This window comes from Neobacillus sp. NPDC097160 (genome assembly GCF_044762155.1).
Classification (GTDB): domain Bacteria; phylum Bacillota; class Bacilli; order Bacillales; family Cytobacillaceae; genus Neobacillus.
Window position 1 is genome coordinate 339,271 of record NZ_JBIWDU010000002.1, and the last position, 25,675, is coordinate 364,945.

General features: G+C 38.6%; 28 protein-coding genes. 7 read left to right on the forward strand and 21 right to left on the reverse strand.

Going from position 1 to position 25,675, the window contains the following annotated elements:
* Positions 1-312: 312 nt before the first annotated feature.
* Positions 313-1,119, forward strand: a complete 807-nt coding sequence (locus tag ACIQXV_RS03660; protein ID WP_402956095.1) for an alpha/beta hydrolase — start codon at positions 313-315, stop codon at positions 1,117-1,119.
* 28 nt (positions 1,120-1,147) lie between these two features.
* A complete protein-coding gene (locus tag ACIQXV_RS03665; protein ID WP_402956097.1) occupies positions 1,148-1,372 on the forward strand; it encodes a hypothetical protein in 225 nt (74 codons plus the stop codon).
* A gap of 69 nt (positions 1,373-1,441) precedes the next feature.
* Here the strand turns inward: ACIQXV_RS03665 and ACIQXV_RS03670 are convergent, their stop codons facing one another.
* The 7 genes from ACIQXV_RS03670 to ACIQXV_RS03700 form a co-directional block, all read right to left on the reverse strand.
* Positions 1,442-2,860, reverse strand: a complete 1,419-nt coding sequence (locus ACIQXV_RS03670; RefSeq protein WP_402956098.1) for a tetratricopeptide repeat protein — start codon at positions 2,858-2,860, stop codon at positions 1,442-1,444.
* 210 nt (positions 2,861-3,070) lie between these two features.
* On the reverse strand, positions 3,071-4,141 hold the full coding sequence (locus ACIQXV_RS03675; protein ID WP_402956100.1) for a sulfate/molybdate ABC transporter ATP-binding protein: 1,071 nt from the start codon (positions 4,139-4,141) through the stop codon (positions 3,071-3,073).
* 1 nt (position 4,142) lies between these two features.
* Entirely contained in the window at positions 4,143-5,030 is an 888-nt protein-coding gene (gene cysW, locus ACIQXV_RS03680; protein ID WP_402956328.1) for a sulfate ABC transporter permease subunit CysW, read from the reverse strand.
* 20 nt (positions 5,031-5,050) lie between these two features.
* Positions 5,051-5,884 (reverse strand): sulfate ABC transporter permease subunit CysT, encoded by an 834-nt coding sequence (cysT, locus tag ACIQXV_RS03685; protein ID WP_402956102.1) that lies wholly within the window; start codon positions 5,882-5,884, stop codon positions 5,051-5,053.
* Between the two features lie 65 nt (positions 5,885-5,949).
* Entirely contained in the window at positions 5,950-7,020 is a 1,071-nt protein-coding gene (locus tag ACIQXV_RS03690) for a sulfate ABC transporter substrate-binding protein (RefSeq protein ID WP_402956103.1), read from the reverse strand.
* 375 nt (positions 7,021-7,395) lie between these two features.
* Positions 7,396-7,563 (reverse strand): YezD family protein, encoded by a 168-nt coding sequence (locus ACIQXV_RS03695; protein ID WP_402956105.1) that lies wholly within the window; start codon positions 7,561-7,563, stop codon positions 7,396-7,398.
* Positions 7,564-7,936: 373 nt separating this feature from the next.
* A complete protein-coding gene (locus ACIQXV_RS03700; RefSeq protein ID WP_402956107.1) occupies positions 7,937-8,392 on the reverse strand; it encodes a DUF2269 family protein in 456 nt (151 codons plus the stop codon).
* A 197-nt stretch (positions 8,393-8,589) separates the two neighbouring features.
* On the opposite strand from ACIQXV_RS03700, the gene ACIQXV_RS03705 reads away from it, so the two are divergent.
* Positions 8,590-8,961: a YbaN family protein gene (locus tag ACIQXV_RS03705; protein WP_402956330.1), complete on the forward strand. Its 372-nt coding sequence runs from the start codon at positions 8,590-8,592 to the stop codon at positions 8,959-8,961.
* Positions 8,962-9,017: 56 nt separating this feature from the next.
* On the opposite strand, the gene ACIQXV_RS03710 is transcribed toward ACIQXV_RS03705, so the two are convergent.
* From ACIQXV_RS03710 to ACIQXV_RS03735, 6 genes are all read right to left on the reverse strand, one after another.
* Positions 9,018-9,560: a GNAT family N-acetyltransferase gene (locus ACIQXV_RS03710; RefSeq protein WP_402956109.1), complete on the reverse strand. Its 543-nt coding sequence runs from the start codon at positions 9,558-9,560 to the stop codon at positions 9,018-9,020.
* On the reverse strand, positions 9,557-10,081 hold the full coding sequence (locus ACIQXV_RS03715; protein WP_402956111.1) for a GNAT family N-acetyltransferase: 525 nt from the start codon (positions 10,079-10,081) through the stop codon (positions 9,557-9,559). The genes ACIQXV_RS03710 and ACIQXV_RS03715 overlap by 4 nt, the downstream gene beginning before the upstream one ends.
* A gap of 82 nt (positions 10,082-10,163) precedes the next feature.
* Positions 10,164-10,661, reverse strand: a complete 498-nt coding sequence (locus ACIQXV_RS03720) for a GNAT family N-acetyltransferase (RefSeq protein ID WP_402956113.1) — start codon at positions 10,659-10,661, stop codon at positions 10,164-10,166.
* A 14-nt stretch (positions 10,662-10,675) separates the two neighbouring features.
* The gene (locus ACIQXV_RS03725; protein WP_402956115.1) at positions 10,676-11,185 is read right to left on the reverse strand and encodes a GNAT family N-acetyltransferase; all 510 of its coding nucleotides are present in this window, start codon (positions 11,183-11,185) and stop codon (positions 10,676-10,678) included.
* 110 nt (positions 11,186-11,295) lie between these two features.
* Positions 11,296-11,967 carry an alpha/beta family hydrolase gene (locus ACIQXV_RS03730; protein WP_402956117.1) on the reverse strand — a complete coding sequence of 224 codons (672 nt, stop codon included), beginning with the start codon at positions 11,965-11,967 and terminating at the stop codon, positions 11,296-11,298.
* A 4-nt stretch (positions 11,968-11,971) separates the two neighbouring features.
* Complete coding sequence (locus ACIQXV_RS03735; RefSeq protein WP_402956119.1) at positions 11,972-12,799, reverse strand: PP2C family serine/threonine-protein phosphatase; 828 nt, start codon at positions 12,797-12,799, stop codon at positions 11,972-11,974.
* A gap of 96 nt (positions 12,800-12,895) precedes the next feature.
* Between ACIQXV_RS03735 and ACIQXV_RS03740 the strand changes: the two genes are divergently transcribed.
* Complete coding sequence (locus tag ACIQXV_RS03740) at positions 12,896-13,237, forward strand: DUF3889 domain-containing protein (RefSeq protein WP_402956121.1); 342 nt, start codon at positions 12,896-12,898, stop codon at positions 13,235-13,237.
* Positions 13,238-13,311: 74 nt separating this feature from the next.
* Here the strand turns inward: ACIQXV_RS03740 and ACIQXV_RS03745 are convergent, their stop codons facing one another.
* The 5 genes from ACIQXV_RS03745 to ACIQXV_RS03765 form a co-directional block, all read right to left on the reverse strand.
* Positions 13,312-14,127, reverse strand: a complete 816-nt coding sequence (locus ACIQXV_RS03745; protein ID WP_402956123.1) for a GNAT family N-acetyltransferase — start codon at positions 14,125-14,127, stop codon at positions 13,312-13,314.
* A 258-nt stretch (positions 14,128-14,385) separates the two neighbouring features.
* Positions 14,386-16,983, reverse strand: a complete 2,598-nt coding sequence (locus tag ACIQXV_RS03750; protein ID WP_402956125.1) for an ABC transporter permease — start codon at positions 16,981-16,983, stop codon at positions 14,386-14,388.
* Positions 16,980-17,663 (reverse strand): ABC transporter ATP-binding protein, encoded by a 684-nt coding sequence (locus tag ACIQXV_RS03755; protein ID WP_402956127.1) that lies wholly within the window; start codon positions 17,661-17,663, stop codon positions 16,980-16,982. The genes ACIQXV_RS03750 and ACIQXV_RS03755 overlap by 4 nt, the downstream gene beginning before the upstream one ends.
* A 233-nt stretch (positions 17,664-17,896) precedes the next feature.
* Entirely contained in the window at positions 17,897-18,898 is a 1,002-nt protein-coding gene (locus ACIQXV_RS03760) for a sensor histidine kinase (RefSeq protein ID WP_402956128.1), read from the reverse strand.
* A gap of 1 nt (position 18,899) precedes the next feature.
* Complete coding sequence (locus tag ACIQXV_RS03765; protein WP_402956332.1) at positions 18,900-19,583, reverse strand: response regulator transcription factor; 684 nt, start codon at positions 19,581-19,583, stop codon at positions 18,900-18,902.
* 293 nt (positions 19,584-19,876) lie between these two features.
* Here ACIQXV_RS03765 and ACIQXV_RS03770 point away from each other — a divergent pair, with 293 nt between their 5' ends.
* Positions 19,877-20,602: a DUF421 domain-containing protein gene (locus ACIQXV_RS03770; protein ID WP_402956129.1), complete on the forward strand. Its 726-nt coding sequence runs from the start codon at positions 19,877-19,879 to the stop codon at positions 20,600-20,602.
* Between the two features lie 167 nt (positions 20,603-20,769).
* Here ACIQXV_RS03770 and ACIQXV_RS03775 read toward each other — a convergent pair whose 3' ends face one another.
* Positions 20,770-20,952 (reverse strand): hypothetical protein, encoded by a 183-nt coding sequence (locus ACIQXV_RS03775; protein ID WP_402956131.1) that lies wholly within the window; start codon positions 20,950-20,952, stop codon positions 20,770-20,772.
* A 213-nt stretch (positions 20,953-21,165) separates the two neighbouring features.
* On the opposite strand from ACIQXV_RS03775, the gene ACIQXV_RS03780 reads away from it, so the two are divergent.
* Positions 21,166-21,552, forward strand: a complete 387-nt coding sequence (locus ACIQXV_RS03780) for a hypothetical protein (RefSeq protein ID WP_402956132.1) — start codon at positions 21,166-21,168, stop codon at positions 21,550-21,552.
* A gap of 83 nt (positions 21,553-21,635) precedes the next feature.
* Here the strand turns inward: ACIQXV_RS03780 and ACIQXV_RS03785 are convergent, their stop codons facing one another.
* Complete coding sequence (locus tag ACIQXV_RS03785) at positions 21,636-22,349, reverse strand: MOSC domain-containing protein (protein ID WP_402956134.1); 714 nt, start codon at positions 22,347-22,349, stop codon at positions 21,636-21,638.
* A gap of 43 nt (positions 22,350-22,392) precedes the next feature.
* A complete protein-coding gene (locus ACIQXV_RS03790) occupies positions 22,393-22,878 on the reverse strand; it encodes an HIT family protein (RefSeq protein WP_402956136.1) in 486 nt (161 codons plus the stop codon).
* Between the two features lie 222 nt (positions 22,879-23,100).
* Between ACIQXV_RS03790 and mprF the strand changes: the two genes are divergently transcribed.
* Positions 23,101-25,650 carry a bifunctional lysylphosphatidylglycerol flippase/synthetase MprF gene (gene mprF, locus ACIQXV_RS03795; RefSeq protein ID WP_402956138.1) on the forward strand — a complete coding sequence of 850 codons (2,550 nt, stop codon included), beginning with the start codon at positions 23,101-23,103 and terminating at the stop codon, positions 25,648-25,650.
* The last annotated feature ends 25 nt before the right edge of the window (positions 25,651-25,675 follow it).

Sequence of the window (25,675 nt, forward strand, 5' to 3'; positions counted from 1 at the left end):
CCAACTAATCAAATTGGATTAGTCTCGCTTTAATCCTCAAATGAGGAATACGCCTGTATTTTTCGCATCTGTCGTTACCTTAGTCCAACAAACATTGTATCTTTGTTATTTAATAAATTTATATTTCAGTGATGAAGGCGGAGTTTTTGCAATTTTTCTAGTCTTCATATAACTATTGTAAATGATAGTTTTAGGTTTTAATATAGCTTTATTGGCGTATGATTTGTAGTATTTTTGTCTATTTTTTTCTAATTATAAAAAGGAATTGTTTTGTTTGTATAGAAATATAAGATTGAAAGGAGGGCAAAAAAGATGATTCGAAAAGAGGGTATGTTAGAAAAATTCCCTGTTTATATGACAGCTTTTAAGCAAGAAAGAATGATTAGAGTATTCCTTCCGAATAGCTACAACAATGAAAATAAGAGATATCCCGTCCTATACATGCATGATGGACAAAATATTTTTGAAGATGAAGGTGCGATTAAAGGAGTATCCTTAGGGATGAAAGATTACTTAGATAAGAGCGGTCTAGACATCATTGTTGTGGGGATTGACCAAAACCCGGAAGGTGAAGAACGGGTCAACGAATACTGCCCATGGGTGAATGGTGAAATCAGCAAACAAATATTAGGTTATGCCAGTCCATCGGGCGGCAAGGGCGAAGAATATTTAGATTTTGTGGTAAATGAGCTTAAACCGTTCATAGACCAGAAGTACCGTACGCTTGAGAACCACACTTCGATGGCTGGAATCTCCTTAGGCGGCCTCCATTCGACTTATGCTGCATGCCGCTATCCACATGTTTTTAAAAGAATTGCTGCCATATCCCCCGGTTTTTATCGAAACCAAGAAGAGATTGAGAAACTGTTAAGCGAGTCCGACCTATCTACCATTGAAAAGTTTTACATGGACTTCGGAACAAAAGAAGTCGGCAAAGATGAAGAAATGAATAAGGTATTCCTTGGATTAACAAATCGAGTCGTTGAAATTTTGAACGATAAAAAAGTAAATCTTCATTTTCAATTGAATGAAGGTGCAGAACATGCTTATATATTTTTTAGAAAAAGAGTCCCTGCAATGCTATCATACCTATTTTCAGATATTGATAGAGAAATTTGAAGATGTGCTTTCATTAATCTAAAAAGGTATGGCTAATTATATGCCATGCATCTTCGCCCATTTAATCTTTAATTTAACGAGCACACATCTCGTCGGAACAAGCGACATCGCCATCCTAAAATATACAGGCGATCCCGGCATCCTAAACCTAATCATCATCATCATCATCTATGCAATTGCCCAAATCATCCTAACAAAAACCATCTACCAAAATAAAAACGTCAAAACCAACATAGCGAAGGTTACAACATAAGAAAGGGTGACAGGCACCATGTGAAAATTTCACATGGTGCCTGTCACCCTTTTTCTTATTACCACTTTGTTAACCTGTTTCTTGGTTGTTTTCTATTTGGTTGTAAATTTTTTGATAGGCTGCGGCTTCTTTTGGTAGTCCTTTATTTTGATACATTTTACTGATTTTTCGTACTGGTGAAGGATTTTGCGGTTGAAGTTCCATTTCCCAGAAGAAACAATCAATGGCTTTATCATATTGTTTAAATTCGGCATAATAATCGCCCAAATCCATCATGCGATCGGGATCTTCGACTAATTCAACCATTTTATTAATTTTTCTTATCACTTCTGATTGTGGATATAGCCTTTCAATTGCTAAAAGTTTAGTGTGAACGGATGGAAGGTCATGCTCGTTAAGCATATTAACCGCAAGTTTGAAGATTTTATCTTCCAATTGCTTTGTATTTTCCGGGTGGGAGAGGTGTTCTAACAATGGAGCAAATTCGTCTAAGTGTTTTAGGACGAAGGTAGCATCGCAATTTTCCCAAATAGTTTCGAGGATGGCATTATAGGAAGACGGCAGATCGTGAATAAATTTGAATAGGCATGACGCCGCTTGGTGATAATTCCCTTTTCGGAGCATTTTTTCCAACATCAATTTTGATTCAGGTAACACTCGGAACGGATTGATGTTCACCTGACCTAAAGCGAGCATCCATTCCTCCATTGTGATAAAACCCAAAGCAATTTCCGTATACTTTGCAACGGATTGAGCGTTTTGAAGACGATTCGCATTTTCCAGCCACAGCAATAACGCAGTTAAACCATCTTGTTTACATAAGATATTTTCCAGCACCATTCGTTCGTTTGAAAGAGAGCGATTTTTGAAACAGTGTAATTCAACAAATAGAGGATCCTTTTGCATGATGGATGGGTAGTCTAAGGGATGGTAAAAATTGCGGTAGGAAGTAAATTCGTGTGAATCCAATCGTTCCTTTGCAGATTTTAATGAAGGTGAAAAATCACATAAAAGTTGGAGTACCTGAAACGATTTCATAAATTTTCCGCTTCGTCTAAGGTGAAAGTAAATCTTATCAATCATCGCAATTAGCTGATCTTTTTCAAAAAAGGAATCTAAAGTTGTCGCAATATGAGCCACTTCTTGTAAAGAAAAATGGAGTTGAAGTTGAGAGAACAGTTTATTTCTATTTGGTATCGAAACGGACACCTCGGGGATTAATACGGTTAATAATGGATGTGGAGATTCAATAACAATACCTTCTTGAAATGCTTTGTTAATAAATGCACCTTCCTCTACTTGATCAAGCTTAGCTCCATAAATAAACGAATGTTTATAGTAGATAAGATAAAATCTTTCGTCATCTTGGGTTAAAACCTCGATTACCTTGCTTCTCGCAAAGATTGCGACTCGCATGACATTCCCTTTTTCAACTTTCTTTTTATCTTTTATCGATAGTTCCGTTGGCATGATCATTTCTTTATCCATTATATCTTGCCCCCATTCATCATAGATACCTCTTAAGCTTATTATAGCATAAGTCTAAAAAAGGCGTGCTGAACATAATTGGTAAACTGGTACCTGCTAAAAAACCCAATCGTGTTTGGTTTTTTTATGGTTAAGAATGAAATAATATTTCGGATAACAAAAAGCCCTATTTCTTTTGAAATAAGGCGGCATTTGCTTATCATTTAATGTCTAGATTGAATAATCCTCTGGGATAAACACTTTTAATTGTTTTGGTTTGACATAGACTTCCTCGCCAGTTTTTATATTGAGGCTTCGAAAGTGTTCTTTCGTTAATTCTGCTTCTAAAAAGTCTCCTGTATCTGTTCGAATGAGTTCAAGTTGGACGACCGCACCGACCAAATGAATATACCTAACCGTTGCGGAAACGGTATCCGGCCCCTTCTCTCTTTGGATGTTGATGTCATGCGGCCGGACATAACCTATTGCTTCGGTATTCACGGTTCCTGAAAATTCGGGTGCATCTACTACAAAATTACCTTGCCGTAATTTCCCTTTATGCAGGCGCCCTTTAAACAAATTGACATTTCCTAAGAAGTGAAATACAAATGGACTATTGGGATGATCATAAACTTCTTCTGGGGTGCCAATCTGCTCAATCTTTCCTTCATTCATGACCACGATTCGGTCGGCAACATCGAGCGCTTCTTCCTGATCATGCGTCACAAAAATACTCGTAATCTGGTAATCATTATGGAGCTTTCGTAACCAGCGGCGAAGATCCTTCCGCACCTTCGCATCCAACGCACCAAACGGTTCATCTAACAAAAGGACTTTAGGTTCAACGGCTAATGCTCTTGCAAGGGCTACCCGCTGCCGCTGTCCACCTGACAAATGGGACGGATAGCGAGTAGCAAATGCTTCAAGTTTCACCAACCTTAATAATTCATTGACCTTCTCATCTATTTCTTTTTTGGAGGGCCTGCTTTTTCGCGGACGAGCCCTTAATCCATATGCAATATTATCAAACACAGTCATGTGGCGGAATAAAGCATAATGCTGAAACACAAATCCCACTTTACGCTCTTTTGTGCTAATAAGGGTCATATCTTCTTCCCCAAACAAAATAGTCCCCTGATTTGCAGCTTCTAATCCTGCGATAATCCTAAGAAGGGAAGTCTTCCCTGAACCAGAAGGGCCAAGGAGCGCGACAAGTTCCCCTGTTTGAATATCAATATTAATTTGATCAAGGGCATTATAGGTCCCAAATGATTTCGAGATATTTTGTATTTTAATACTCATCTTAAAAATCTCCTTTTTCAGGAATCATTGATTTTTTTACTTTCCATTCAATCACATTTTTCACGACCAAGGTGATAATGGCGAACAGGGACATTAAGGATGCGACCGCAAAGGCAGCTGAAAATTGGTATTCATTGTATAAAATTTCAATATGAAGCGGCATCGTATTGGTCATCCCGCGAATATGTCCGGAAACAACGGATACAGCACCAAATTCTCCAATTGCCCGGGCTGTACACAAAATAATGCCATATAATAATCCCCATTTAATATTCGGCAGGGTCACCAATAAAAACGTCTTCCAACCGCTTGCACCTAGCGTCATGGAGGCTTCTTCATCAGCCGTGCCTTGTGTCTGCATCAAAGGAATTAATTCCCTCGCCACAAAAGGCAGCGTGATTAACTGGGTTGCTATAACAATCCCCGGAACGGCAAAAATAATTTTTATATCATGCGCTTGTAACCACGGACCAAATAAGCCATGGCTGCTAAATAATAAAACAAATACCAATCCCGCAATCACGGGCGAGATGGCAAAGGGCAGGTCAATAATCGTTATCAGCAGGCTTTTTCCTTTAAAATTGAACTTAGTGACCGCCCAAGCGGCAGCAACCCCAAAGATGGCATTGAGTGGTACCGTGATCACTGCAACTACCACCGTTAATTTAATCGCTGATAAGGCGTCAGGACTGCTGATCGCAGCGAAAAACACAGCGCTGCCTTTTTCAAAAGCTTTGATAAAAATAGCAATTAGCGGTAAAACCAAAAACAAACATAAAAATCCTAGTGCCGCTGTAATCAGTAGCCAGCGCACCCAACGAGATTCCGTTTCTTTCATCGTACTCTGTACCTGTGTATGTGGATATTGTATTGAAACATGTCCTGCCATCATTTCACCCTCCTTTTGATTTAAATAAATTTACGATTTGTCCACCATTGTAATAGATTGATAACCAATAAGAGAATAAACGAAAAAATCAGCATGACAGCGGCAATGGCCGTAGCCCCTGCATAATCATATTGTTCAAGTTTCGTCATAATTAACAGTGGGGTAATTTCCGTTCGCATCGGCATATTTCCGGCAATAAACACCACTGATCCATACTCCCCCAAAGCTCTTGCGAAGGCTAGTGCGAACCCAGTTAGCGCCGCAGGCAATAATTCCGGGAAGATTACTTTCACAAAAGTTTGCAGCCGGTTTGCCCCCAAGCTGGCTGAGGCTTCCTCCATTTCTTTATCCATATTTTGCAAAACAGGCTGTACAGTTCGAACAACAAAGGGTAACCCAATAAAGGTTAACGCAAGAATAATACCAAGTGGTGTAAACGCCACTTTAAAACTCAAAAATTGTCCAACCCAGCCATTTTCTGTATACAGTGTCGTTAGAGCAATTCCGGCAATTGCCGTCGGCAGGGCAAAGGGTAAATCCACGAGTCCATCGATGATTCTCAACCCTGGAAACCGATAACGAACCAATACCCATGCTATTAATACTCCAAAAACCACATTGATGAATGCCGCGGTTAAAGATGCACCAATACTTAGCTTGTAAGAGGCAACCACCCGAGGGTCAGATATAGTCTGCCAAATTTTTGACCATTCCACCGAAACGGTATTAATGAAAATCATCGATACTGGCAAAATGACGAGGATACTTATATAAAACATGGTGAACCCAAGTGAAAGTCCGAATCCAGGCAGAACGCCAATTCTTTTCATTTTTATGCTTTGTAACCGAGCCATGAGGTTGACCCCTTCCGATTTAGATCTATTGGGGCTCCATAAGGAACCCCCGGTGATAGGTGAATTTATTTTGGCTGATAAATTTGATCAAATGTACCGCCATCGTTAAAGTGTTTTTCCTGTGCTTTTTTCCAGCCTCCAAAATAATCATCAATCGTCACTAAATTAATTTTGGGAAATACATCTGCATACTTTTCAAGGATTGCTTCGTTCCTTGGTCGATAGTAATTTCTTGCAACAATCTCCTGCCCTTTATCCGTATATAAATAGTTCAAATATGCTTCTGCCACTTCTTTTGTCCCCTTTTTCTCCACCACTTTGTCAACGACAGCAACAGGAGGTTCCGCTAGAATGCTAAGGGATGGTACGACAATTTCAAATTTGTCTTTGCCTAGTTCATTGAGCGTTAAGAACGCTTCATTCTCCCAGGCAATTAGAACATCACCGATGCCTCGCTCCACAAATGTAGTGGTAGCCCCGCGTGCACCTGAATCTAATACTTCGACATTTTTATATAATTTACTCATAAAGTCCTTGGTTTTCGCTTCATCGCCATTGTCTTTTTCTTGTGCGTACGCCCAAGCAGCTAAATAATTCCACCTCGCGCCGCCTGATGTCTTGGGGTTTGGCGTAATCACTGATATCCCTTTTTTCGTTAAATCATCCCAATCCTTAATCCCTTTTGGGTTCCCCTTTTTGACAAGAAAAACAATGGTTGAAGTATACGGAGTAGAATTATCTTTTAATTTTTTTTGCCAGTCTTTTGAAAGTAAGCCTCCCTTTTCGGCAATTTCATCGATGTCATAAGCCAAGGCCAATGTCACCACATCTGCTTCAAGTCCATCAATAACAGCTCGCCCCTGTTTCCCCGAACCACCATGTGATTGCTGAATGGTAACCTCTTGCCCCGTCTTCTCTTTCCAATATTGAGAGAATTCCTTATTAAACTCTTCATAAAGTTCACGGGTTGGGTCATACGATACGTTTAATAATTGAACAGGATCCTTCTTTTTTGCAACTTCTTGGCCGCTAGTTTCTTTCTTTGAATTTTGTCCACTCGTCTGATTGGTGCCGCAGCCGGCTAAAATAACCGCCATAAGAATAAGTACTAATGTGAATTTGTAAGAAATTTTCATTTTCTTTCCCCCTTTTTTGTAAGAAAAGCGCAAGCGCCCTGGTCAGCGGCGTATGGCCTGGAGCGCTCCAACTGAGATAAAGGAAACACGAAGAGCCGAAGGCAATTCGATGTTGACTTATCGTAGGGCGGAGAGCGAAGGCGTCTCGCCGCTAGGGCGCTGGAGCTAGACAATTCTCAAAGTCGAAATTTATACATCTTATCTTTTAACAAAAAAGACTGCTTCATTTTTAAGCGGCATGCGTAAAGTGTTGTTACCTATGTTTCGGGGCAACAAGTCTTTTAACACGTCTAAAAAATAAGCAGCCTTCAGTGGACTGATCGGCAAATTCTTTTTCAAAATCATAGATAAGTAGATCGAATCTTTTTTGGTCTATCATTTTTGATTTTTTGCGGTAACCCTTTTCGATTCAAAGCGGGTTTTCTCTGTCTTATCAATTTGCGTAATGTGGCCGTCATGAACAGTTATGATGACAGAACCATACTCTATATTCTTTAAAGTGGATAGAATAATATTCGCTTTCGCTTGATCTACAACTGCCATATGAACATCCTCCCTTAAATATAATATTTCACATAAGATTACTTGGTTTTAAAGTCAAAAAATTTTAATCCAAAAATCGCTAACAACAACAAAATGGACTACACTATTAAGTGTATAAATGTTACATATTCTCCTTTCTATATAAAAAGGCTTATACCCCTTATGAAGAGTATAAGCCTTTGGTTTTCCAATCAGCTCGTTATGGAATTAGTAATATCTTTCTAGAAACCTTTTAAATTATTTCCATTTTATTCTGACTTTTCCGAGGTGTCAAGTGTGTTTTTTGATTTTTAAAGGTTTATTTATCAAAAATATCAGAGGATCCCTTTCCAAAAAGAAAGGCATGGCTGATTCTAAGCCATACCTTTCATGGTTAAAATGGTTTTAAGATCATCAGGGCAATGATGATTATAAAAATCACATTTTCAAGGTGTTCATATTGAAATAGAACTTTTGATAAGCGCCAATATTCTTCAGGAATTTCTTCACCTTTGTGGGATTCTAACAGGGCTTTAACCGGTTTCGACCTTGGTGAAAGGACAAGCGGGCCAATAGCGAGCGCTGCCAAAAAGAGCACAAGGCTTGTTACATACCACCCCATTCGAAACAAGATTGGATTTAAAAAGCCCATGGTCAAACCTGTAAGAAGTAACAGCGTACCGCCCACCATTACAAATATATGTAATTTATGTCGAATCTTATATGAATGTTTTAATTCAGTCATTGTTTTCCCAGATTTAACTACGGTTGTTAAAATAAAACCTGGCCCCATTCCCAATATGGCTGAAAAAATATGTATGAATACAATAACTTTGTAGAAAGTAATCACTGGTGCCAACCTCCATATCTGCATGCTTCCATTTTACCATAAACAACGTGATTTCAATGGAATATCTTGCATTCTGGCACAGTTTTGTAGAGTTTCCGCCATTAATTTCTCACATTAATAATGATATAATGTAAGAGAGTTGGGAGTCACGATGCACCTGAAAGGGGGCAGTAATCATAAATAATTTCATTAAATTTATCTTTGTTTTAATAGGATTTTTAGCATTGGGCCTCGGCATTTTGGGTATCTTTTTGCCCCTGTTGCCAACTACTCCACTTTTACTTTTAGCATCGTTCTGCTTTATGAAAGGATCAGAACGGTTTGAACGCTGGTTCAAAGGGACAACTCTCTACAAGCGTCATTTGGAAAACTTCGTTAAAGAGAGGGCCATGACTTTACAGCAGAAACTGACCATCTTATTATTTGCGGATGCAATGATTGCCATCGCCTTCTTCTTTCTCGACAAAATCATCTTGAGGATCATGCTGCTGCTTATCGTTTTGTATAAATACTATTATTTCATCTATAAAATAAAAACGATTCCGGTTGTAAAAGCGGAACCAAAATAACACAAAATACGGATGGCACCATCCAAAATGTTGGGTGGTGCCACTTAGAAAAATAATTAACTTTCATCATCTGGATTAATCATCGCCAACACTTGATGGTCTTCCCATTTCCCGTTAATCTTCACATTTTTCAATGCAATTCCTTCTTTATGGAAACCTGATTTCTCCAGCACTCGAATCGATCCGATATTGTGGGGCATGACGCCAGCTTCAATCCGATGTAATTTCAGTTCAGTAAACGCATACCCCACTAAAAGTTTAACAGCTTCTGTTGTATAGCCTTGGCCGTTATGCTTCTGATCTAAAAAGTAACCGATGAATGCGCTTTGAAGTGAGCCTCTTAATACTTGAAATAGATTAATTGTACCAATCAAGACCCCATCATTTTTAAAAATCCCAAAATTATAAGCCTGATCTGTACGTCTGTCTTCTTCATATTGCTTGATTCTCTCAAGCTGGGACTTCATTGTGTAATAAGTCTCTCTCCGCTCCATCGAAAACTTTTCAAAGAAATTGCGGTTCTCCGTCAGTAAATCAATAAGGGCTTCAGCATCTTCTGTTAAAAATGGTCTTATAAAAACATTATGTCCCTTAATCATGTAGTCTTCCTTTCTCTATTTATATGCAGAACCATGTATTCATCATCATAATAAACACCATCTACAATTAGTGCCTTTTCCTCTATTCCGAACGTTTTAAAACCTAGTTTTTGATAAAGCTGTTTTGCTTTTTGATTACTTGCGATGACACCTAGGTTTATTTTTTCAATCGCTTCGATATCTTTCGCTTTGTTGATTGCTTCTGTTAATAATGCTTTCCCAACGCCTAAACCTTGTTTCTTTGGAGTGACATACATCGCAAAAATGTTTGCCCTATGCTGAATTTTCATCCGATTCTCTTGAAGTAAAGTGACAACCCCGATTAGTTCTTCATTGTCAATCGCACCAAATGTGTAGTTTCCTGGTGCGGTAAAATTACGGGCACACTCTTCAACGGGATTTTCCCGCTTTACGGCTTCTTCATAACTTGTTAAAAATGCCTCAGGATTTTGCTTCAATGCTTCTAAGCGTAACGCCCAATAACTTTCAGCGTCTGATGGGTTTAGTAATCTAATTTCCATGTTTGTACTCCCCTTTGACCTTTTATAGACCGCTTTTGAAATTTATCAACCTCTTTAATTTAAACAATAATCTTAAATCAATTTATAAAAGCTTCGACATATAGTATTCATCGACAAATTCGCCATTAATAAAAAGGGAATCCTTTTTTGTTCCTTCAATCTCAAATCCCATTTTCTTATACAATGCCAGCCCGGGCTCGTTGCGGGTTACGGTCGTTAACTCAAGTCGATGCAGCTTCCGTTCCCTTGCCCACTCTTCTAGTCTCGCAAACAGTTTAGTTCCAATCCCTTGACCTCGATAATCCTTTAAAATTCCTACCACAAGATAAACAGAATGCTTAGTTCTTTTTGCAGTGCCGCCAATCGCAAATAAATACCCAGTTAGCTTATCGTCTTCTTCCGCTACAAAAATAGTAGAGTTTTCGCTTTTTTTCATGGTCTCAATTCTTGTTCTTTGCTGTTCTATTGTGATCTTTCGTTCACCTGCTTCCATCAGCATGAACTCTGACTTTTCCTCAACCTGCCGAATAAGCTCCACTAAGTTTTCCGCATCTGAGACTTTTATTTCTCTAACAATCAAAACAGCCACTCCTTTTAAAGGACATTTCTAATATTACTCCAGCCATACACAAGTTCCTTTACTTTTTTACCAGCAAACTCCACCTCAATAGTATCGATTTTTTCCGCTCCAAGTGCCTCGTAGAAAAAACGGGAACTATTATCTTCTAGTACTAAAACAAGCATAGTCGATATATTTTGCATAAGCAGTTCTTCTATTAAAGATTTTATTAAAAAACTACCAAGTCCTTTACCTTGATATTCTTTTAAAATATAAATTGCATATAGCTCACCAATATAATCAGAGTATTTGCAAGTTCGTTCTTTGCCGCCAGATATAAATCCGATAATTTGCCCTTCTAAATTCTTAGCAACATACACTCCGCCATTTGGAATGCTGTTTTTCCACAATTGCTCACGGCTTTCATAGGAAAGGCTGTTTAAATATTCTTCTGGAACAATACCAGCATATGTAGTTCTCCAACTATCGACATGGACTTTCGCAATTCCTTTAGCATCGGCTAACACCGCTTTTCTAATCTTCATCCCCACACCTCCACATTTATAGACTGTCTATTGTAATTCTTTTATTCTTTCACCTATTCACATCCTTTTAAAAAAAGAGACGAAGCAATCCGAAAAACGTTTCGTGGTCATCATCCATTGCTAAATTTAATCATAAATTCCTGAACTTGCTCGATAACTTCTTTAATGGCTTCGATTGATGCTGAAATATCGCCCTTAATTTCTAACCCATGATCAGCATCTGGAATCACAACTGTGCCCACTAAAGGATTATTTTTCAGTGAAGAAATTCGTTCTTCAATAAAATGATGATCTTGATCGCCAATCACACATAGTGAGTGCCGGTCGGTGTTTATTAGTGCTTGGTACACCTGGTCATCTTTGATTAGTGGTGTTAGCCAAACGCCAATCGCATTGTCGATGTAATTTTTCCGAGTCCATTCCATTGCCATCGGAATCGTTCCAATCGATTTACTAACCAGGAAACACTGTTCATACACGGTATCTTTTAGAACTTCCTCGACAACCGCCTTCACATCTTCATACATCCATTGGTCTTGCTCTGTTTCGCTAAGCATTTTAAACTGTTCATTTTTTGTAAATTGATAATTAACATGAAGTACATCGATGTTATGGTTCAAACACATGCCTGTCGCATAATGAAACAGCGGGCGCTGAGTACTGTAACCAAGACCGGGCAGCATGATACAGATTGCCTGTGACGGTTGTTCACTGCGAATCCATGTATAGGGGATGGTCGAGCTTTCATTTCTGACTACTTGATTTTCTAAAATTTGATACATATATTCACCTCTTTGGTTGATTACTGGGAATGGCTGCGGGATGCGGATTGACATAATCCCAGCAGATAATGGTCGCACTATCCTGACCAGCGCTTTCATGAACATGCTGCAAAATATGCTTTACGTTTGCAGGGACATCCCCTTCATAACAGTCATTGTAAAGATGCAAAGATGTTTCATAAAAACGCTCAGCACACTCTAGGACACCATCTGTTACCAAAATGATTCGATTTTGGCCGGTCCTTAGTTCTCGAATGCCAGAAGAATAGCAAGGTATCGGTAATGAAAACGTATTGATTTGTCCAATCCATTCATAAAATTGCCGTTGGTTTAAGGCGTATTGTCCTAATTTATGTAGGTCTTCGTGGAGGAGATAGATTACGCAATCACCGACTGAAAGCCACCATAGGTACTTTTCTTTTCTGACACATAGCAGGCAGGCGGTTTCACCTTGGATTTGTTTACAGGACTCCAGAAAAGCCTCGGATTGAAAAATGGAAAGGATATGTGACTCAAATGATTGAAAGACGGTATCTATTTGTTCCTCCAAAATGATGGCTAGCTTGTCAAACTTATTTTCAATGGTTTTAAGTACTAAATTGACACTTTCTGCACTGTTATGCCCATCTAGAATCATGGCAAATTCCCAATCTGCCCCCTTTACCGCTAGAGCCCCATCTTCATTTTTATAAGCCCCGGCCTGTCGGTGCCCGCCGTATCTCCCCAGAACCAGTTCTTCACATGAATCGATTTTGATTTGGCCTAGATACGGTGCTTCCTTTCCTATCCATCTTAGCTTTCGGAATGGCTCCTGGTTCTCATTGGGCACCATTTTTAAAACCTCCTTAACCGATCATTTCAAAAATCAATTTTCATAATTTAAGTCGAACAATGCCATGATAAAACTAAAAGTAAAGAAGGTAATGACTTGAGAAAACTGCTGATAGGATTATTAACCGTGATTTTTTATTTCTCTGCGGGTGCTTTTCCACAAAAATTTTTAAATACAGCAATGGCTCAACAGAAACCGATTCCTCCCTATGCGAAGTTTGGTACCCTTGCAATGGAGAAAACACATGAAAAGTACCCGAATGCTAAAATAATTGATTATCTGCATATCGGGAGATTAGCTGGCAAGCAAACCTCAACGGAAAAATTTAAACTTTGGTTAAAGGATAACAGCAAAGAATTCGGTGTTTTCGTGAATATTGAGTTTAACAATGAAACGGGTAAAGTCAGTAAGATTACCTTCAAGGAAACGTGGCGATGAACAGTAACCTGCCTGCTCCTTTCTCCCTTCTTCGGGCACTGACAACATAACCTAAAAAACGGAAATGAGCTTGCTTATTCTTGAAAATTGATTTCGGTGATTTTCCCACTTTTTATGAAACCAATATTTTGATACACCTTATTGGAGGCAGGGTTGATGATATCAGCGTACAGCATCGGGATTAACTTTTCTTTTTCTAAAATGGCACATAGTTCGGCTGTCAACGCGCTTGCATAGCCTTTTTTCCGCAGCTCAATTGGTGTAAACACAGAGTTAATTCTCCCATACTTTCCTGAGCGGTGAGAAATATTTGCCATCGATACCGGTTTCCTATCTACCAGCCACAAGTATAATCCGCCCGCTTCAATCATCGTCTCTGCCTTAGACAGCTGTGTTTCAGGCTCAGCCGAACTATTGAATGCATCCCTGAGGAAACCTGCTAGATAGAGGGCAACGGTTTCAACATCTTCTTTTGTAGCTTTTCTAAATTCGCCACGAACATTATTCGGCTTAAGTACTTTTGGACAATAATAAGACTCCATTGTCATCTCTTTTTCCCAACGGACGTCCTTCCTTTTTGAATAAATCTCCGCAAATCTTTCTACCGTATCCGGATCTCCAGTAATACCAGGAAGCGGAACATTATTCAGATCGATTGCTAATTTTTCAAAAATGTCTTCCTGCTTGTCAGCCGCCATTTTTTGCGAAACCCATAACCAGCCCTTATGCCCCGGTGTGTGGGCAAAGATCATACTGCCATCCGCTGTTTTGAGGCAAAGCGCATCGCCGCCTTCTCTAATTCGAAAAAGTAGATTATATTGAACCTCATCAGATTCAAAAAGGCTCCCCTCCGCCATTGCTGCGTCATTTGGAACAAGTTTAATAAACATATCCGATTCCCCCGTTATATTAAAAGATAATAAAAAGAGCCTTTCGCTTAACAGGCTCATATTTCCAAATCATATAACTATTTAAATTTTTGTGTTTTTCACAATTTTACCATTTTTCTCTTTGTATTCCTACAAAATATTATGTTACTTGTATGCATGACAACAAGAATTTACAACGACACCAAATAACAACATCGAGGTGTTAATAAAGGTGACAGGCACCATGTGAAGAATTCACATGGTGCCTGTCACCCTTTTTCATATACTTTCTTGTTTTAAGGTATCTACGATGTTTTCTTTTTTTACTTTGCTGCTGGAGTAGAGCATGGCGGAACAAACGATGATAAATACAGCGGCGACCACGTAGATGATACTGATCCATGGCAGGGTGAATCCGTAGCTGAAGCTGTTCATCATAGACCTATGAATCAAATACATAACTGCAATACTTAAGGGGAGCCCATAGAGCAGCGCCTTGATCCCATAAAACATACTTTCATAATTAATCATTTTGTTAAATCCCTTAGGTGTCATTCCCACCGACTTCAGCATCGCAAATTCCCGTTTTCTAAGAGAAATCGAGGTTGAAATCGTATTAAAGATATTGGCAATCGATATCGCCGTAATTAAGGCAATAAAGCCATACGTAAATACTGACATGAGCATGATCATCTGTTCTTCCTGTTGTCTGCTTTGATAAACATTGTGAATATATAGGTTACCCTCTTTTATTTCTTCCATTTCCTGTTGGGTTTTCATTGGGTCATTGCTCTTCAGGTAAAGATACGTTTGAACGTATTTTTGCAGCTTGTCGTTTAGCAGATGATCCATCGCTTGTTCTGAAACAATGATTGTTACCCCGCCTACCCCAGCTGGTGTAATACCCATCGGAATTTTATCTGTTAAGGCAGCAATTTTCACTTTATTTATTAAAGTTTCTTTTTCGGCATCCTCATAATTAAAATTCAAATCGATACTTTGGCCAGTTTTCGTATGAATAGACTTTGTTTCCACATATTTCGCTGTTGCCTCATCCTGATATGGAATCGTATCAATGACAATGCCCGTCATTTCCTCTATATTTATTAACCGCTCATAATCAGCATTAATTTCTTTTGCATAGGCCTTTAGGTTTTTCTCATTTAATGCATGAATTTGAACATAAATAGGATATTTTCCGTTCTCAAGTATACTCCGGTCCTGCTTCACCGTTTGTTGTATTTCGTCAGGGAGAGCAGCTTCGTCCATCCAAGTGTTCATATTTAACTCTCTTACCACGCTTGATTCCGTTACGCCCTCAAGAGAAGAAAATGATTGCAGCATCCGCAAATTTGATTCAGTTAATTCATCGCCATTTGATACTGAAATATCATAATTCACTCCATCTTGTGAGAGCACGAGTGACTTTTTCAAGTTATCGGTAAAATATGAAACGGTTAAAAATAACACAATGCTGATTACAAGCGAAAATACCGTTGCTTGGTACTTCCGTTTATTTCGCTTTAAATTCTTCAAGCCTATCTCTGCTTCAATACCGAATAACTTTCGAACAAGCTTCGATGTTTTAACTGCTTTACCGGTCAGCTTCACCTCAGCTGTTTGACGAATCGCATCAATTGCGGAGATTTTAGATGCCTTTATGGCCGGAAGGTACGTTGAAATGAAAATCGTTACCATCGAAACCACACAGGCAATGAAAAGTGATAATGGCGTGACAGTCAAGGTTAACTTCTCCTCTAACCCTAATGCCCCTTGAATAACCGAGTTAATGGACCAAAAGGTAACACCGATTCCAAGAAGTCCAGCGATAATGCCAATTGGAATACTGATGCAGCCAATGATAATGCCTTCAAAAAATACTGAATTTCGCTTCTGTCTTTTCGTTGCGCCCACACTTGCAAGCATCCCTAAATGGCGCGAACGTTCTGAAACAGAAATAGCAAAGGCATTATAAATTAATGAAACGGAACCAATGATAATGACCGCCATAATAATGGCCATTAAAGACATAAGCGTGCGGTGTAAGTTATCATTATTGGTCACACCGTAATAACGTAATAACTGATTATTAAATTGGGGAGATTTGATTTGATTTTTCTTGGCAAGGTTCTTCGCATGATCAAATAAGGAGCTCTTGACCTTGTTTAACACAACCGTTGCATTAACAGGATCATTTGCCCCGATTGTGCTTTCATCTACATAGCTAATAATCGTATACCCTGGCGCCCATGTTGGCTCCCATGTCGGACGTTTGATAATGCCTACAACCGTGTAGCTTGCAGTCGTTTTATTGGTCAAACTCTCAGATGTTTTCTCATCCTCCATTTGTAATGGATCTTGTTGTTCAAAAACATGATCCGTAACTCCAGGCATGGTGCGCTGTCCAACTTCAAGAGTTAGTTGGTCGCCAAGCTTGTATTCCACTTTGGCATTCGTAGCAATGTGCTCCGAAAGAACGACCTCATTACTTTCTTTTGGCAGCCGCCCACTGCTCAATTCAATCGGAAACTGTTTAAAGCCTTGAGCATTGTATTCTTTGACAAACAAGTAGGGTTTGCTTTCATTTTGGCCGCCTTCTAGAACCGCGTAGCCGCGGTCACGTGAAAGGACCACCTTTTTTGTTTCCTTATCGTTTTTTATTGCGTTAAGCTGCTCTTTGTTGACATCCTTGTAAAGGACATGCCACTCACCGTCACTAGCAATTGACTGCCGCTGCATTAAGTCCATAAAGGAAACACCAAGGGTTGCCACTGCTGTCACCATTGCCACAGAGATAATGACACCAATGATGGTCACGAGCGTCCGCCGTTTGTTTTGCTTCAAATGCCGGACCGTTAATTTATTGACAATATTCACGGCCGAATCACCTCGTCCTTGGCGATTCTGCCATCTTCAATCGCAATAACTCTGTCGGCTTGTAAGGCAATTCGTTCATCATGGGTAATAACTAACAGCGTTTGCTTATATGTTTTATTAAACATTTTTAATAAATCGATAATTTCACTGCTATTCTTACTATCTAAATTACCCGTAGGCTCATCGGCAAGCATGATTGCAGGATTACTGATTAACGCCCGTCCGATGGAAACCCGCTGCTGCTGACCGCCGGAAAGCTGATTGGGCAGATGGTTTAAGCGATTCTCCAGTTTGAGAATCTTTACAATTTCATTAAACTGTTTTTTGTCGACTTTGTGTTCATCGAGCAAAAGCGGCAAAGTAATATTCTCTTCCACCGTTAAGACCGGAATCAGATTGTAAAATTGATAGATCAAACCAATTTGCCTGCGTCTAAAAATCGCCAGCTGTGTTTCATTTAAATTATAGATGTCTGTATTGTCTACAAGAACCTTACCACTCGTCGGACGGTCAACACCGCCAAGCAGGTGAAGCAGCGTCGACTTTCCTGAACCGGACGGACCAATAATCGCAACAAATTCGCCTTTTTTCACTGAAAAAGATACATCATCAAGTGCCTTAACTGCCGTATCGCCTTTACCGTACATTTTAGTCAGATGTTCTATTTTTAAAATATCCATTATGGTAAAACCTCCATGTTTTGCTGATGATTTTAGTTTATCTGGCTAAAATGACTTCCAGGTGACTGTTAAGTGACAATATAGTCACTTAATGTTGTATTTCATTCTGAAAAAAATGGCATGCCGAGAGTAAATTAATCTTAAGCAACAGTGACTAGGTGTTAACCGACAGTAAACCTTCATTATCCGAGAGTAATCTTACTCTATCCGCCAGTTGGACACCTTTATCAAACTTAAATCACCTGCTTATAAAACTTAATCCGAAACTGTGTCCCCTCTCCGTTCTTACTATTAACCTCGATGTCACCATTTTGATTAGTTATGATGCTGTGTGCCATTGCCAAACCTATGCCGATACTTCCTTCGCTTGCATTCGCACCTTTGAAAAAGCGTTTAAAAATATATGGAAGATCTTCCTTCGCTATGCCCTTCCCGTTATCAGCAATGACGATTTCCGTAAACAATGCATTTTCTGAAAAAGAAATGGTAATGACACCACCCTCTAAGGTATATTCCACGCAGTTTTTTAAAATATTGATGATGGCTTCGGACGTCCAGTTTAGATCGCCAACAAAGGAGACGGTATCATTACCTTCGATTGAAACGGTTTGCTCCTTGATGTCCATCGGAATCATTACGGGCTCTAATGCTTTTAGTATCAGTTCTTTTACGGTTATTTGGTCTTGTTTGAATTGAACTGTTCCAGCGTCTATTTTTGACAGTTTTAATAATGAAGAAACAAGCCATTCAATTCGTTCAAGCTGAATCCGAATAGTACGGGTGAATTTATTTCTATTTTCTACAGAAAGATTGGCATCACTTAGAAAGTCGGTCATCATCATCATCGAGGTAAGCGGAGTTTTCAGCTGATGCGATATGTCAGAAATCGCATTAGTAAGTTGGATTTTATCTTGCTGTAAAAGCGATCCCTGCTCGGATAGCATGAAGGTCACTTTATAAATATTGTTTTTAAGAATGCTTAACTCGCCCTCAAAGTTATCACGCAAATCAAGTGAATAATTACCGCCACTAATTTGCCGCAAATAACCGGACAGCTTGGCGATTTCACGATATCGCCAACTGGTAAAAGCCAAACTACAAGCGATTAATAATACGGAAACAAGAAAAACAATCACAATCACATTGATTGAAAAAAAAGCTGCAGTCATAATTCCAATTAGAGCAATCACCCACATCATTAGAAGGAATACTCGCACCTCAAGATTACGAAGCATGCTAATCACCCACCTTATAACCTAAACCACGCACAGTTTTGATAATTTGAGGATTTTGCGGATTGTCCTCTAACTTTTCTCTCAGTCTTTTTATGTAAACGGTTAAAGTGTTATCATTAACAAAGTCTCCGGCCACATCCCAAATCCGCTCCAATAGCTGATTACGCGAGAGAACCTGACCAATATGATTCGCAAAGATTAAGAATAAGCGATACTCTAACGCTGTGAAAAGTATTTCTTCTCCATTTTTGTATACTTTTCCTTCGAGCGTATTAATGCGGACATTCTGTATTTCAATGATCACTTTTGATTGCGGATGCTTTTGGTATCTTCGCAAGACGGTTTTAATCCTGGAGATCAGCTCACGAACCCTAAATGGTTTGGTTATGTAATCATCTGCACCCATGTCTAGTCCCATCACGACATTGACCTCATCATCAATGGCTGTTAAAAAAATCACAGGAACATCACTGCGCTCCTTCACCAGCTTACACAATTCATAGCCGCTCCCGTCTGGCAGGGATAAATCAAATAAACATAATGCGATTTGATCCAACTCCTCTGCTATCATCCTTTTCGCAGATGCAGCGTCATGGCAAAGAATCGTTGAAAACTGATCCTGTTGCAGCGAATATTCCAGTCCAGATGCAATCGTTTTATCATCTTCCACAAGTAAAATTCTCATCATCCACATCCTCCTTCCACCTCCCCATTATAACAGCACAAAAAGGTGACAGGCACCATGTGAACTTTTCTAACGGGTTCACTTGTGAGGTCCAAACTATAAAACAGAAACCAAATCACAAGAAAAGTCACATAGTTTCCGTAATTAGATTCACAGCATTTCACATCAAAAAGGCTTAGAGGAAAACCTCCTCTAAGCCTTTTTGTTTTATTCGGTTGATGAATGAATATCCAGTTAATTTCCTTCTAATACTACAAGCTATAAATAATAAGATAAAAGAGGGTAGTACATATATGGGAAATGTTTTCTTCATAACAATACTAAAAGGTATTGGAATATACGTTTTAGCATTATTTTTAACCCGAAAAATAGGCACAAAACTTATTTCACAAATGAATTTTTTTGATTTTATTATGGGTGTTTCAATGGGTTCAATAGTCGCAAATGCTATTATTGATAAGCAATTTGCAACACTATCAGCTATTACTACCTTCATATTATTTGCCATTTTGACTGTATTCACTGGATATTTAAGCTTGAAAAACTTCACATTAAGGAAGCTAATCAATTCTGAACCGGTTACTTTAGTTGAAAATGGAACCATTGTGGATGAAAATATGAAGAAAATGAAATTGACCATAAATGAATTAAAGATGAAATTAAGAGAAAAAAATGCTTTCAATGTGGCGGACGTAGAATTCGCTATAATGGAAACGGATGGTAAATTATCTGTATTACCCAAATCAGATAAAAAACCACTTACTCCTTCTCATATGAACATTCAAACAACAAGTTCAGGTCTTGAAAAGGATATAATCATTGATGGAACGATAATAGAGGAAAACTTAACAAGTGCTGGACTAGATAAAGAATGGTTAACATCTGAACTTAATAAACAAAATATCAAAGATTGTTCAGAGGTTTTCTATGCTGGGTTAGATAATACTAAAAAACTATATATATCTAAAATAAACAGTACCAATAAAGAAACTCAGGGCAAATCATTACCTCCAAAATAAAAAAACACGCTATTTATAATGTGAAATAACGTGTATTTTAGGATGTTATTTGCTTGCTTGCACCCCTGAAGTAAACCCGTTAGAAAATTTCACATGGTGCCTGACACCCTTTACAAGGTTATCACAATGGAATGGAGAACAATTTCCAGTGTGCCATTTTGCGCTTTTTACTGGATTCTTGGTTCCTTTGGTCCTTTTTTATGATTGACGTTGTTGCTTGGAAGCTTTTCGGGATTTAAATTGTTTGTCATTAATTTGTATTCTTGCCACTTTGACATTAACGGTTGAATCTGGTGTTCAGGTACGACGATTCCCTTTTTTTCTAAGTGTTTGAAAACGCCATCAGCCATTCTTCTCTACCCCTTTCATGATTTCAATAAGTTATGCCTGATGAAAAAATCATGAGGTCTCCTGTTTAATTATACCATTTTCCAAATAAAATTGTAAGCGTTTTCAAAATATTTAGGCTATTTAAAAACTTATTACCTAAATCCAAAGGAATATCAGAAGATAGTACGGTTAAAACTAAAGGAGGTTACACTTGAAAATAAGGCGGTGTTTGCATGTCAGATTTTGGGGAACAAATTGATTATGAAACGGGCACAGCGATTCAGACTTTCAACATTATTAAAGCAAATGAAAATGCTGAAGGATATGTGGTACATTTGGATATTGATCTTGACAGTGGTTATGCGCTAGAAGGCGTTAAGTTAAACATCTCCAACGAGGATTTTGCTGCCTACGAAACAAATGATATTCAAGAAGTAGTTAAATACGCTTTAGGATTCTTCGATCAAACAAAAGGAGCAATTGAAGTGAATAATGAAGAAAAGAATATGCAACCAAAGCAAATAAAAAATACTGTGACACAAAGTCAAGCGGAACAAACATTAAAAGATAAATACAATATTAAAGACGAAGACAGAGCATGGGAAGATGACCGCCTTTAATGGAGGCATCTTCCTTCTCTTAAGGAAATCGTGCAATTAATCCGCTCTTTCTTTACTTTCCTTCAAAAATCTACAGCACTATCTTATTCATTTGGTCCAAAAACTCGGTCGCTGATATCTAAGGTATCGGGGTTCCGCTTTTCTATTCGCTTTGTTAATGTGGCTCTCATACCTGAAGCAAGCAATTCGCAAGCTGCAAGCTCTTGCATTTTTTCAAAATTGGGTTCCTTGCCATGGATAATTTGATTACATTTTTGAATATTCCACTGCGGATACGGACGATCAAGCAAAGTAAACGTTTGCCCCGGCTCAACATGCCCTTCCTGTAAAACGCGGAAATACCAGCCTGTCTTGCCTGTGTTTTGCAATAATAACGCTAAGGTTTTTATTTTAAATCGGCGTGCCGGTTTCCAGCATGGCTGTCTTGGCTGAGAAACTTGAATGACTGCCCCACCAATTTGAAACGTATCACCAATGGCAATCGTTCCCTCCGTAACATGTTCCATAACCAAATTTTCGCCCATACCTCCAGGTAATATTTCAGAAATCCCTAATTCTTTTTGCCAGTATGCATAGTTTTCAAATGAATATGCGAAAACGGCTTTTTCAGGCCCGCCATGGTGTTCCAAATCTGCTTGTCTATCACCAGTTAACCCCGTTTTTCCGACCCATATTGGTCCTTCAACAGGCTCTTTAAAAATCGCGCTTGTCCACTCCCGCTCCATTGGGTTTGCTGCCTCTTTATTTCCAATTGTTTTTGGTATTCCCACAAAAACTTTTTTCAGGATTATCTCCACTTTTACTCACTCCTTGGAATCAATATCTTCCATTTTTCTAAAATCAGCCATTCAAATAATTAGTAAGCAGCCCAATGGCCTCCATCACTTTTTCTACATTTTCTTCATCATTCATTTCGTTTCGGGCATGAAGCAAGGCAGGTCTGACTGATTCCACCGAACGCCCAAATTCAACCATCCATTCATAGCGGGGGACCATCCATGTGTGAAAATGGTGCGTCGTATCTTCATTGTAAAAATAATAAACATGCTCGATTCCTAGGACGTCTCTCTGCGCCTTTCTAATTTTTGTTAAAATGTTTATGTAGTCCAGTTTCTCTTCTTCCGTTAATTCATCAAAACATTTAATATGCCGCTTAGACGCCAAGATGATTAATCCCTTAATTGGGTAAGCGACATCTTGATGGGCATGGAAATGCTCCGTTTCGATGACCACACCTCCATCAGGCTCAATCAAACCGCTTGTTAAGGCACAGCTTAAGCATTCAACCTCTACTGTATTTCCGTTTGATAAGGTAATTTTTCTCACAAAAGATCCCCCTTACTCTACTAATCTAGTTTTTATATTAAACCATTGTACCAATATTGAAAAATCTCTAACCGAATTCTTTTACGAATATTTATGTACTTTGGTTACAGAATACAGATTAGAATCATATGTTTTTATCTTTAACTGGAGGCTGCCTTTTTCCTTTCCTTTGTTGATTGGAGTGATCAATGGCAGGATGGAGAACAAGGAGAAAATAGGTGAATGAATATGAAAAAGATGAATAAAGAAAAGATCTTTTTATTCCTAAAAATTTTATTTCCGATGATTTTGTTAGGACTTGCCGTTTATGAAATTAAAAAATTTACTGGAAATGTTAATGTTCAATTGCTTCGTCATGAAGTTAATCAGTTGCATTTTGCCAAGCTGCTCTTGATTCTATTGATTACTTTTTGTGCTATTTCCCCGATGATTTTTTACGATGTGTTGTTAACAAAAATATTAGCGATTAAAGTACCGTTAAAAGAACTGCTGAAAAAATCTTTTATTGCGAATACCTTTGCAAACTTCATTGGGTTTGGAGGTCTGGCTGGTGCTACACTAAGAGCTTATTCCTATCATGAATATGAAACCGACAAAAAAAGACTGTTGAAGATCATTGCTTCTGTTTCCCTTTACTTCCTTACCGGTATCTCTTTGCTTGCCTGGATTGTCCTAGTTGGATATAGAGGTTTCCCTCTCTTTCATGATAAAAAATGGCTATTTTGGACCAGCGCAGCGGTAAGTTTATATTTGCCAGTTTTTTTCGTCGTCTATCTTATTCAGCGGAAGAAAGCGGCGGAATTCATTATCGATTGGGGAATGGCATTAAGACTACTCTTCGTTTCTTTATTTGAATGGATCGCCATTTTTCTTGTATTTTGGCTATTATGTCTGATATTGAGTATTCCGATTGATTTTGCTCATCTTGTGCCTGTATTTATTGTTGCATCATGCGCCGGTATCATTAGTATGATTCCTGGAGGTTTTGGCTCCTTTGACCTAGTTTTCCTTTTGGGAACTCAGTCCTTGGGGGTTCCGGATGAAAAGGTGGTTATCCTGCTACTATTTTATCGTATCGGCTACTTTATTCTTCCATTTTTACTGGGGGTAGTTTTATTCATCAAGGATTTTTGGAACAGGTGGAATCAATCGTGGAACAAAGTTCCTGATGCCATCCTTGTGAGGTTTAGCCATATCCTTTTAACTTTTTTGATCTTTCTATCAGGACTTGTTTTGCTACTTTCCGCAGCCGTCCCGGGAATTATCGAAAGACTAAGGATTGCTCAAGAATTTTTATCCTTTCCGATTATGAATATTTCACATCAGCTCTCCGTTGCAACTGGTTTTATCCTGCTAGGTTTATCCCGTGGTATTCAGTACAAGGAAAAAAGGGCATACAACCTAACGATGGTCGTTTTAATTTTTGCTGCCGTATTCACCTTCTTAAAAGGATTTGATTATGAGGAAGCATTGTACATTTTAATTGTTGTCGTGCTCTTGAGAGCTTCAAAAAGGCGATTTTACAGAGAGCGTTTTGTTTTGAACTGGGGCAAAACCATTTTTGATATCGGTATGTTTGTCGTCATTACCTTGATGTTTGTCTTAATCGGATCTCTCAATTTGCCTTCCTCCGAAATGAAAGTGAATCCAAGGCTATCACCATATCTGATTAAAGACTATCGTGATTTATTTAAAAGTGCGTTAATCGGCTTGCTTATCGCGATGGTCCTTTTTTTCATCGGCTATTTGTTTAGACGGAATAACAAATGGGAGCTGCAAACATCCATTACTCAAGAAGAAAAAATCATGGACCATTTGGATCATTATAATGGAACGGTCCTAACACATTTAATCTTTTTACATGATAAATATATTTATTGGAATCAAAAAGATAACGTCATGTTTGCCTATCAAGTATATGCGGACAAGCTTGTCGTCCTCGGTGACCCCCTTGGAGATCGAGTCGAACTGCCACTTGCCATAGAAGAATTTCGAGAAACAGCAGATCTTCATGGGTATACGCCTGTTTTTTACGAGGTAAGCGAGAAAATGCTCCCTTTTCTGCATGAAAACGGTTATGACTTTTTCAAGCTTGGCGAGGAGGCTTATGTTGATTTAGACAGTTTTTCCTTTAGTGGCAAAAAAATGAAAGGAGCCAGGGCAGTAAAAAATAAGTTTGAACGTGAGAATTATCAGTTTGAGATTGCAAGTCCACCCTTTCATGCAGATTTTATGAAGGAACTCAAGGAAATTTCGGATGAATGGCTTCAAGGAAGAACGGAGAAAGGTTTTTCCCTCGGTTTTTTTGATGAGGATTACCTCAATAAAGCTGAAATAGCCGTTGTTAGAGCAAATGGAGTGGAGATTCTTGGATTTGTCAGCTTATTGCCGGTTTATGACCAAAAACAAACAATATCATTGGATTTAATGCGCTTTGGGAAGGATTCGCCAAATGGAACGATGGACTTTGTTTTTCTATCGTTATTTGAATGGGCAAAAGAACAAGGATATAAAGCCTTTAATATTGGGATGGCCCCTTTATCAAATGTGGGGCTGTCAAAGTTTTCGTTTTTAAGCGAAAAGGTTGCTTCGCAAATATTTTTGCATGGACAATTTCTCTATTCATTTCAAGGGTTAAGAAAATTCAAAGATAAATATGCGGATATGTGGCTTCCAAAATATTTAGCTTATCGGAAAAAAACTTCCTTGCCGATCACAATGGGACAAATCACCTTATTGATTGGAAAGAAAAGAAAAAATGGAGACCTTTAGACGTAAAGAAAGATTGGCTAGCTCG

Excerpts from the sequence above, each read along its gene's own strand:
- ACIQXV_RS03660 (WP_402956095.1), top strand. The coding sequence starts at position 313 with ATGATTCGAAAAGAGGGTATGTTAGAAAAATTCCCTGTTTATATGACA.
- ACIQXV_RS03665 (WP_402956097.1), top strand. The coding sequence starts at position 1,148 with ATGGCTAATTATATGCCATGCATCTTCGCCCATTTAATCTTTAATTTA.
- ACIQXV_RS03670 (WP_402956098.1), bottom strand. The coding sequence starts at position 2,860 with ATGGATAAAGAAATGATCATGCCAACGGAACTATCGATAAAAGATAAA.
- ACIQXV_RS03675 (WP_402956100.1), bottom strand. The coding sequence starts at position 4,141 with ATGAGTATTAAAATACAAAATATCTCGAAATCATTTGGGACCTATAAT.
- cysW (WP_402956328.1), bottom strand. The coding sequence starts at position 5,030 with ATGGCAGGACATGTTTCAATACAATATCCACATACACAGGTACAGAGT.
- cysT (WP_402956102.1), bottom strand. The coding sequence starts at position 5,884 with ATGGCTCGGTTACAAAGCATAAAAATGAAAAGAATTGGCGTTCTGCCT.
- ACIQXV_RS03690 (WP_402956103.1), bottom strand. The coding sequence starts at position 7,020 with ATGAAAATTTCTTACAAATTCACATTAGTACTTATTCTTATGGCGGTT.
- ACIQXV_RS03695 (WP_402956105.1), bottom strand. The coding sequence starts at position 7,563 with ATGGCAGTTGTAGATCAAGCGAAAGCGAATATTATTCTATCCACTTTA.
- ACIQXV_RS03710 (WP_402956109.1), bottom strand. The coding sequence starts at position 9,560 with ATGATTAAGGGACATAATGTTTTTATAAGACCATTTTTAACAGAAGAT.
- ACIQXV_RS03715 (WP_402956111.1), bottom strand. The coding sequence starts at position 10,081 with ATGGAAATTAGATTACTAAACCCATCAGACGCTGAAAGTTATTGGGCG.
- ACIQXV_RS03725 (WP_402956115.1), bottom strand. The coding sequence starts at position 11,185 with ATGAAGATTAGAAAAGCGGTGTTAGCCGATGCTAAAGGAATTGCGAAA.
- ACIQXV_RS03730 (WP_402956117.1), bottom strand. The coding sequence starts at position 11,967 with ATGTATCAAATTTTAGAAAATCAAGTAGTCAGAAATGAAAGCTCGACC.
- ACIQXV_RS03735 (WP_402956119.1), bottom strand. The coding sequence starts at position 12,799 with ATGGTGCCCAATGAGAACCAGGAGCCATTCCGAAAGCTAAGATGGATA.
- ACIQXV_RS03745 (WP_402956123.1), bottom strand. The coding sequence starts at position 14,127 with ATGTTTATTAAACTTGTTCCAAATGACGCAGCAATGGCGGAGGGGAGC.
- ACIQXV_RS03755 (WP_402956127.1), bottom strand. The coding sequence starts at position 17,663 with ATGGATATTTTAAAAATAGAACATCTGACTAAAATGTACGGTAAAGGC.
- ACIQXV_RS03760 (WP_402956128.1), bottom strand. The coding sequence starts at position 18,898 with ATGCTTCGTAATCTTGAGGTGCGAGTATTCCTTCTAATGATGTGGGTG.
- ACIQXV_RS03765 (WP_402956332.1), bottom strand. The coding sequence starts at position 19,583 with ATGAGAATTTTACTTGTGGAAGATGATAAAACGATTGCATCTGGACTG.
- ACIQXV_RS03770 (WP_402956129.1), top strand. The coding sequence starts at position 19,877 with ATGGGAAATGTTTTCTTCATAACAATACTAAAAGGTATTGGAATATAC.
- ACIQXV_RS03775 (WP_402956131.1), bottom strand. The coding sequence starts at position 20,952 with ATGGCTGATGGCGTTTTCAAACACTTAGAAAAAAAGGGAATCGTCGTA.
- ACIQXV_RS03780 (WP_402956132.1), top strand. The coding sequence starts at position 21,166 with ATGTCAGATTTTGGGGAACAAATTGATTATGAAACGGGCACAGCGATT.
- mprF (WP_402956138.1), top strand. The coding sequence starts at position 23,101 with ATGAATATGAAAAAGATGAATAAAGAAAAGATCTTTTTATTCCTAAAA.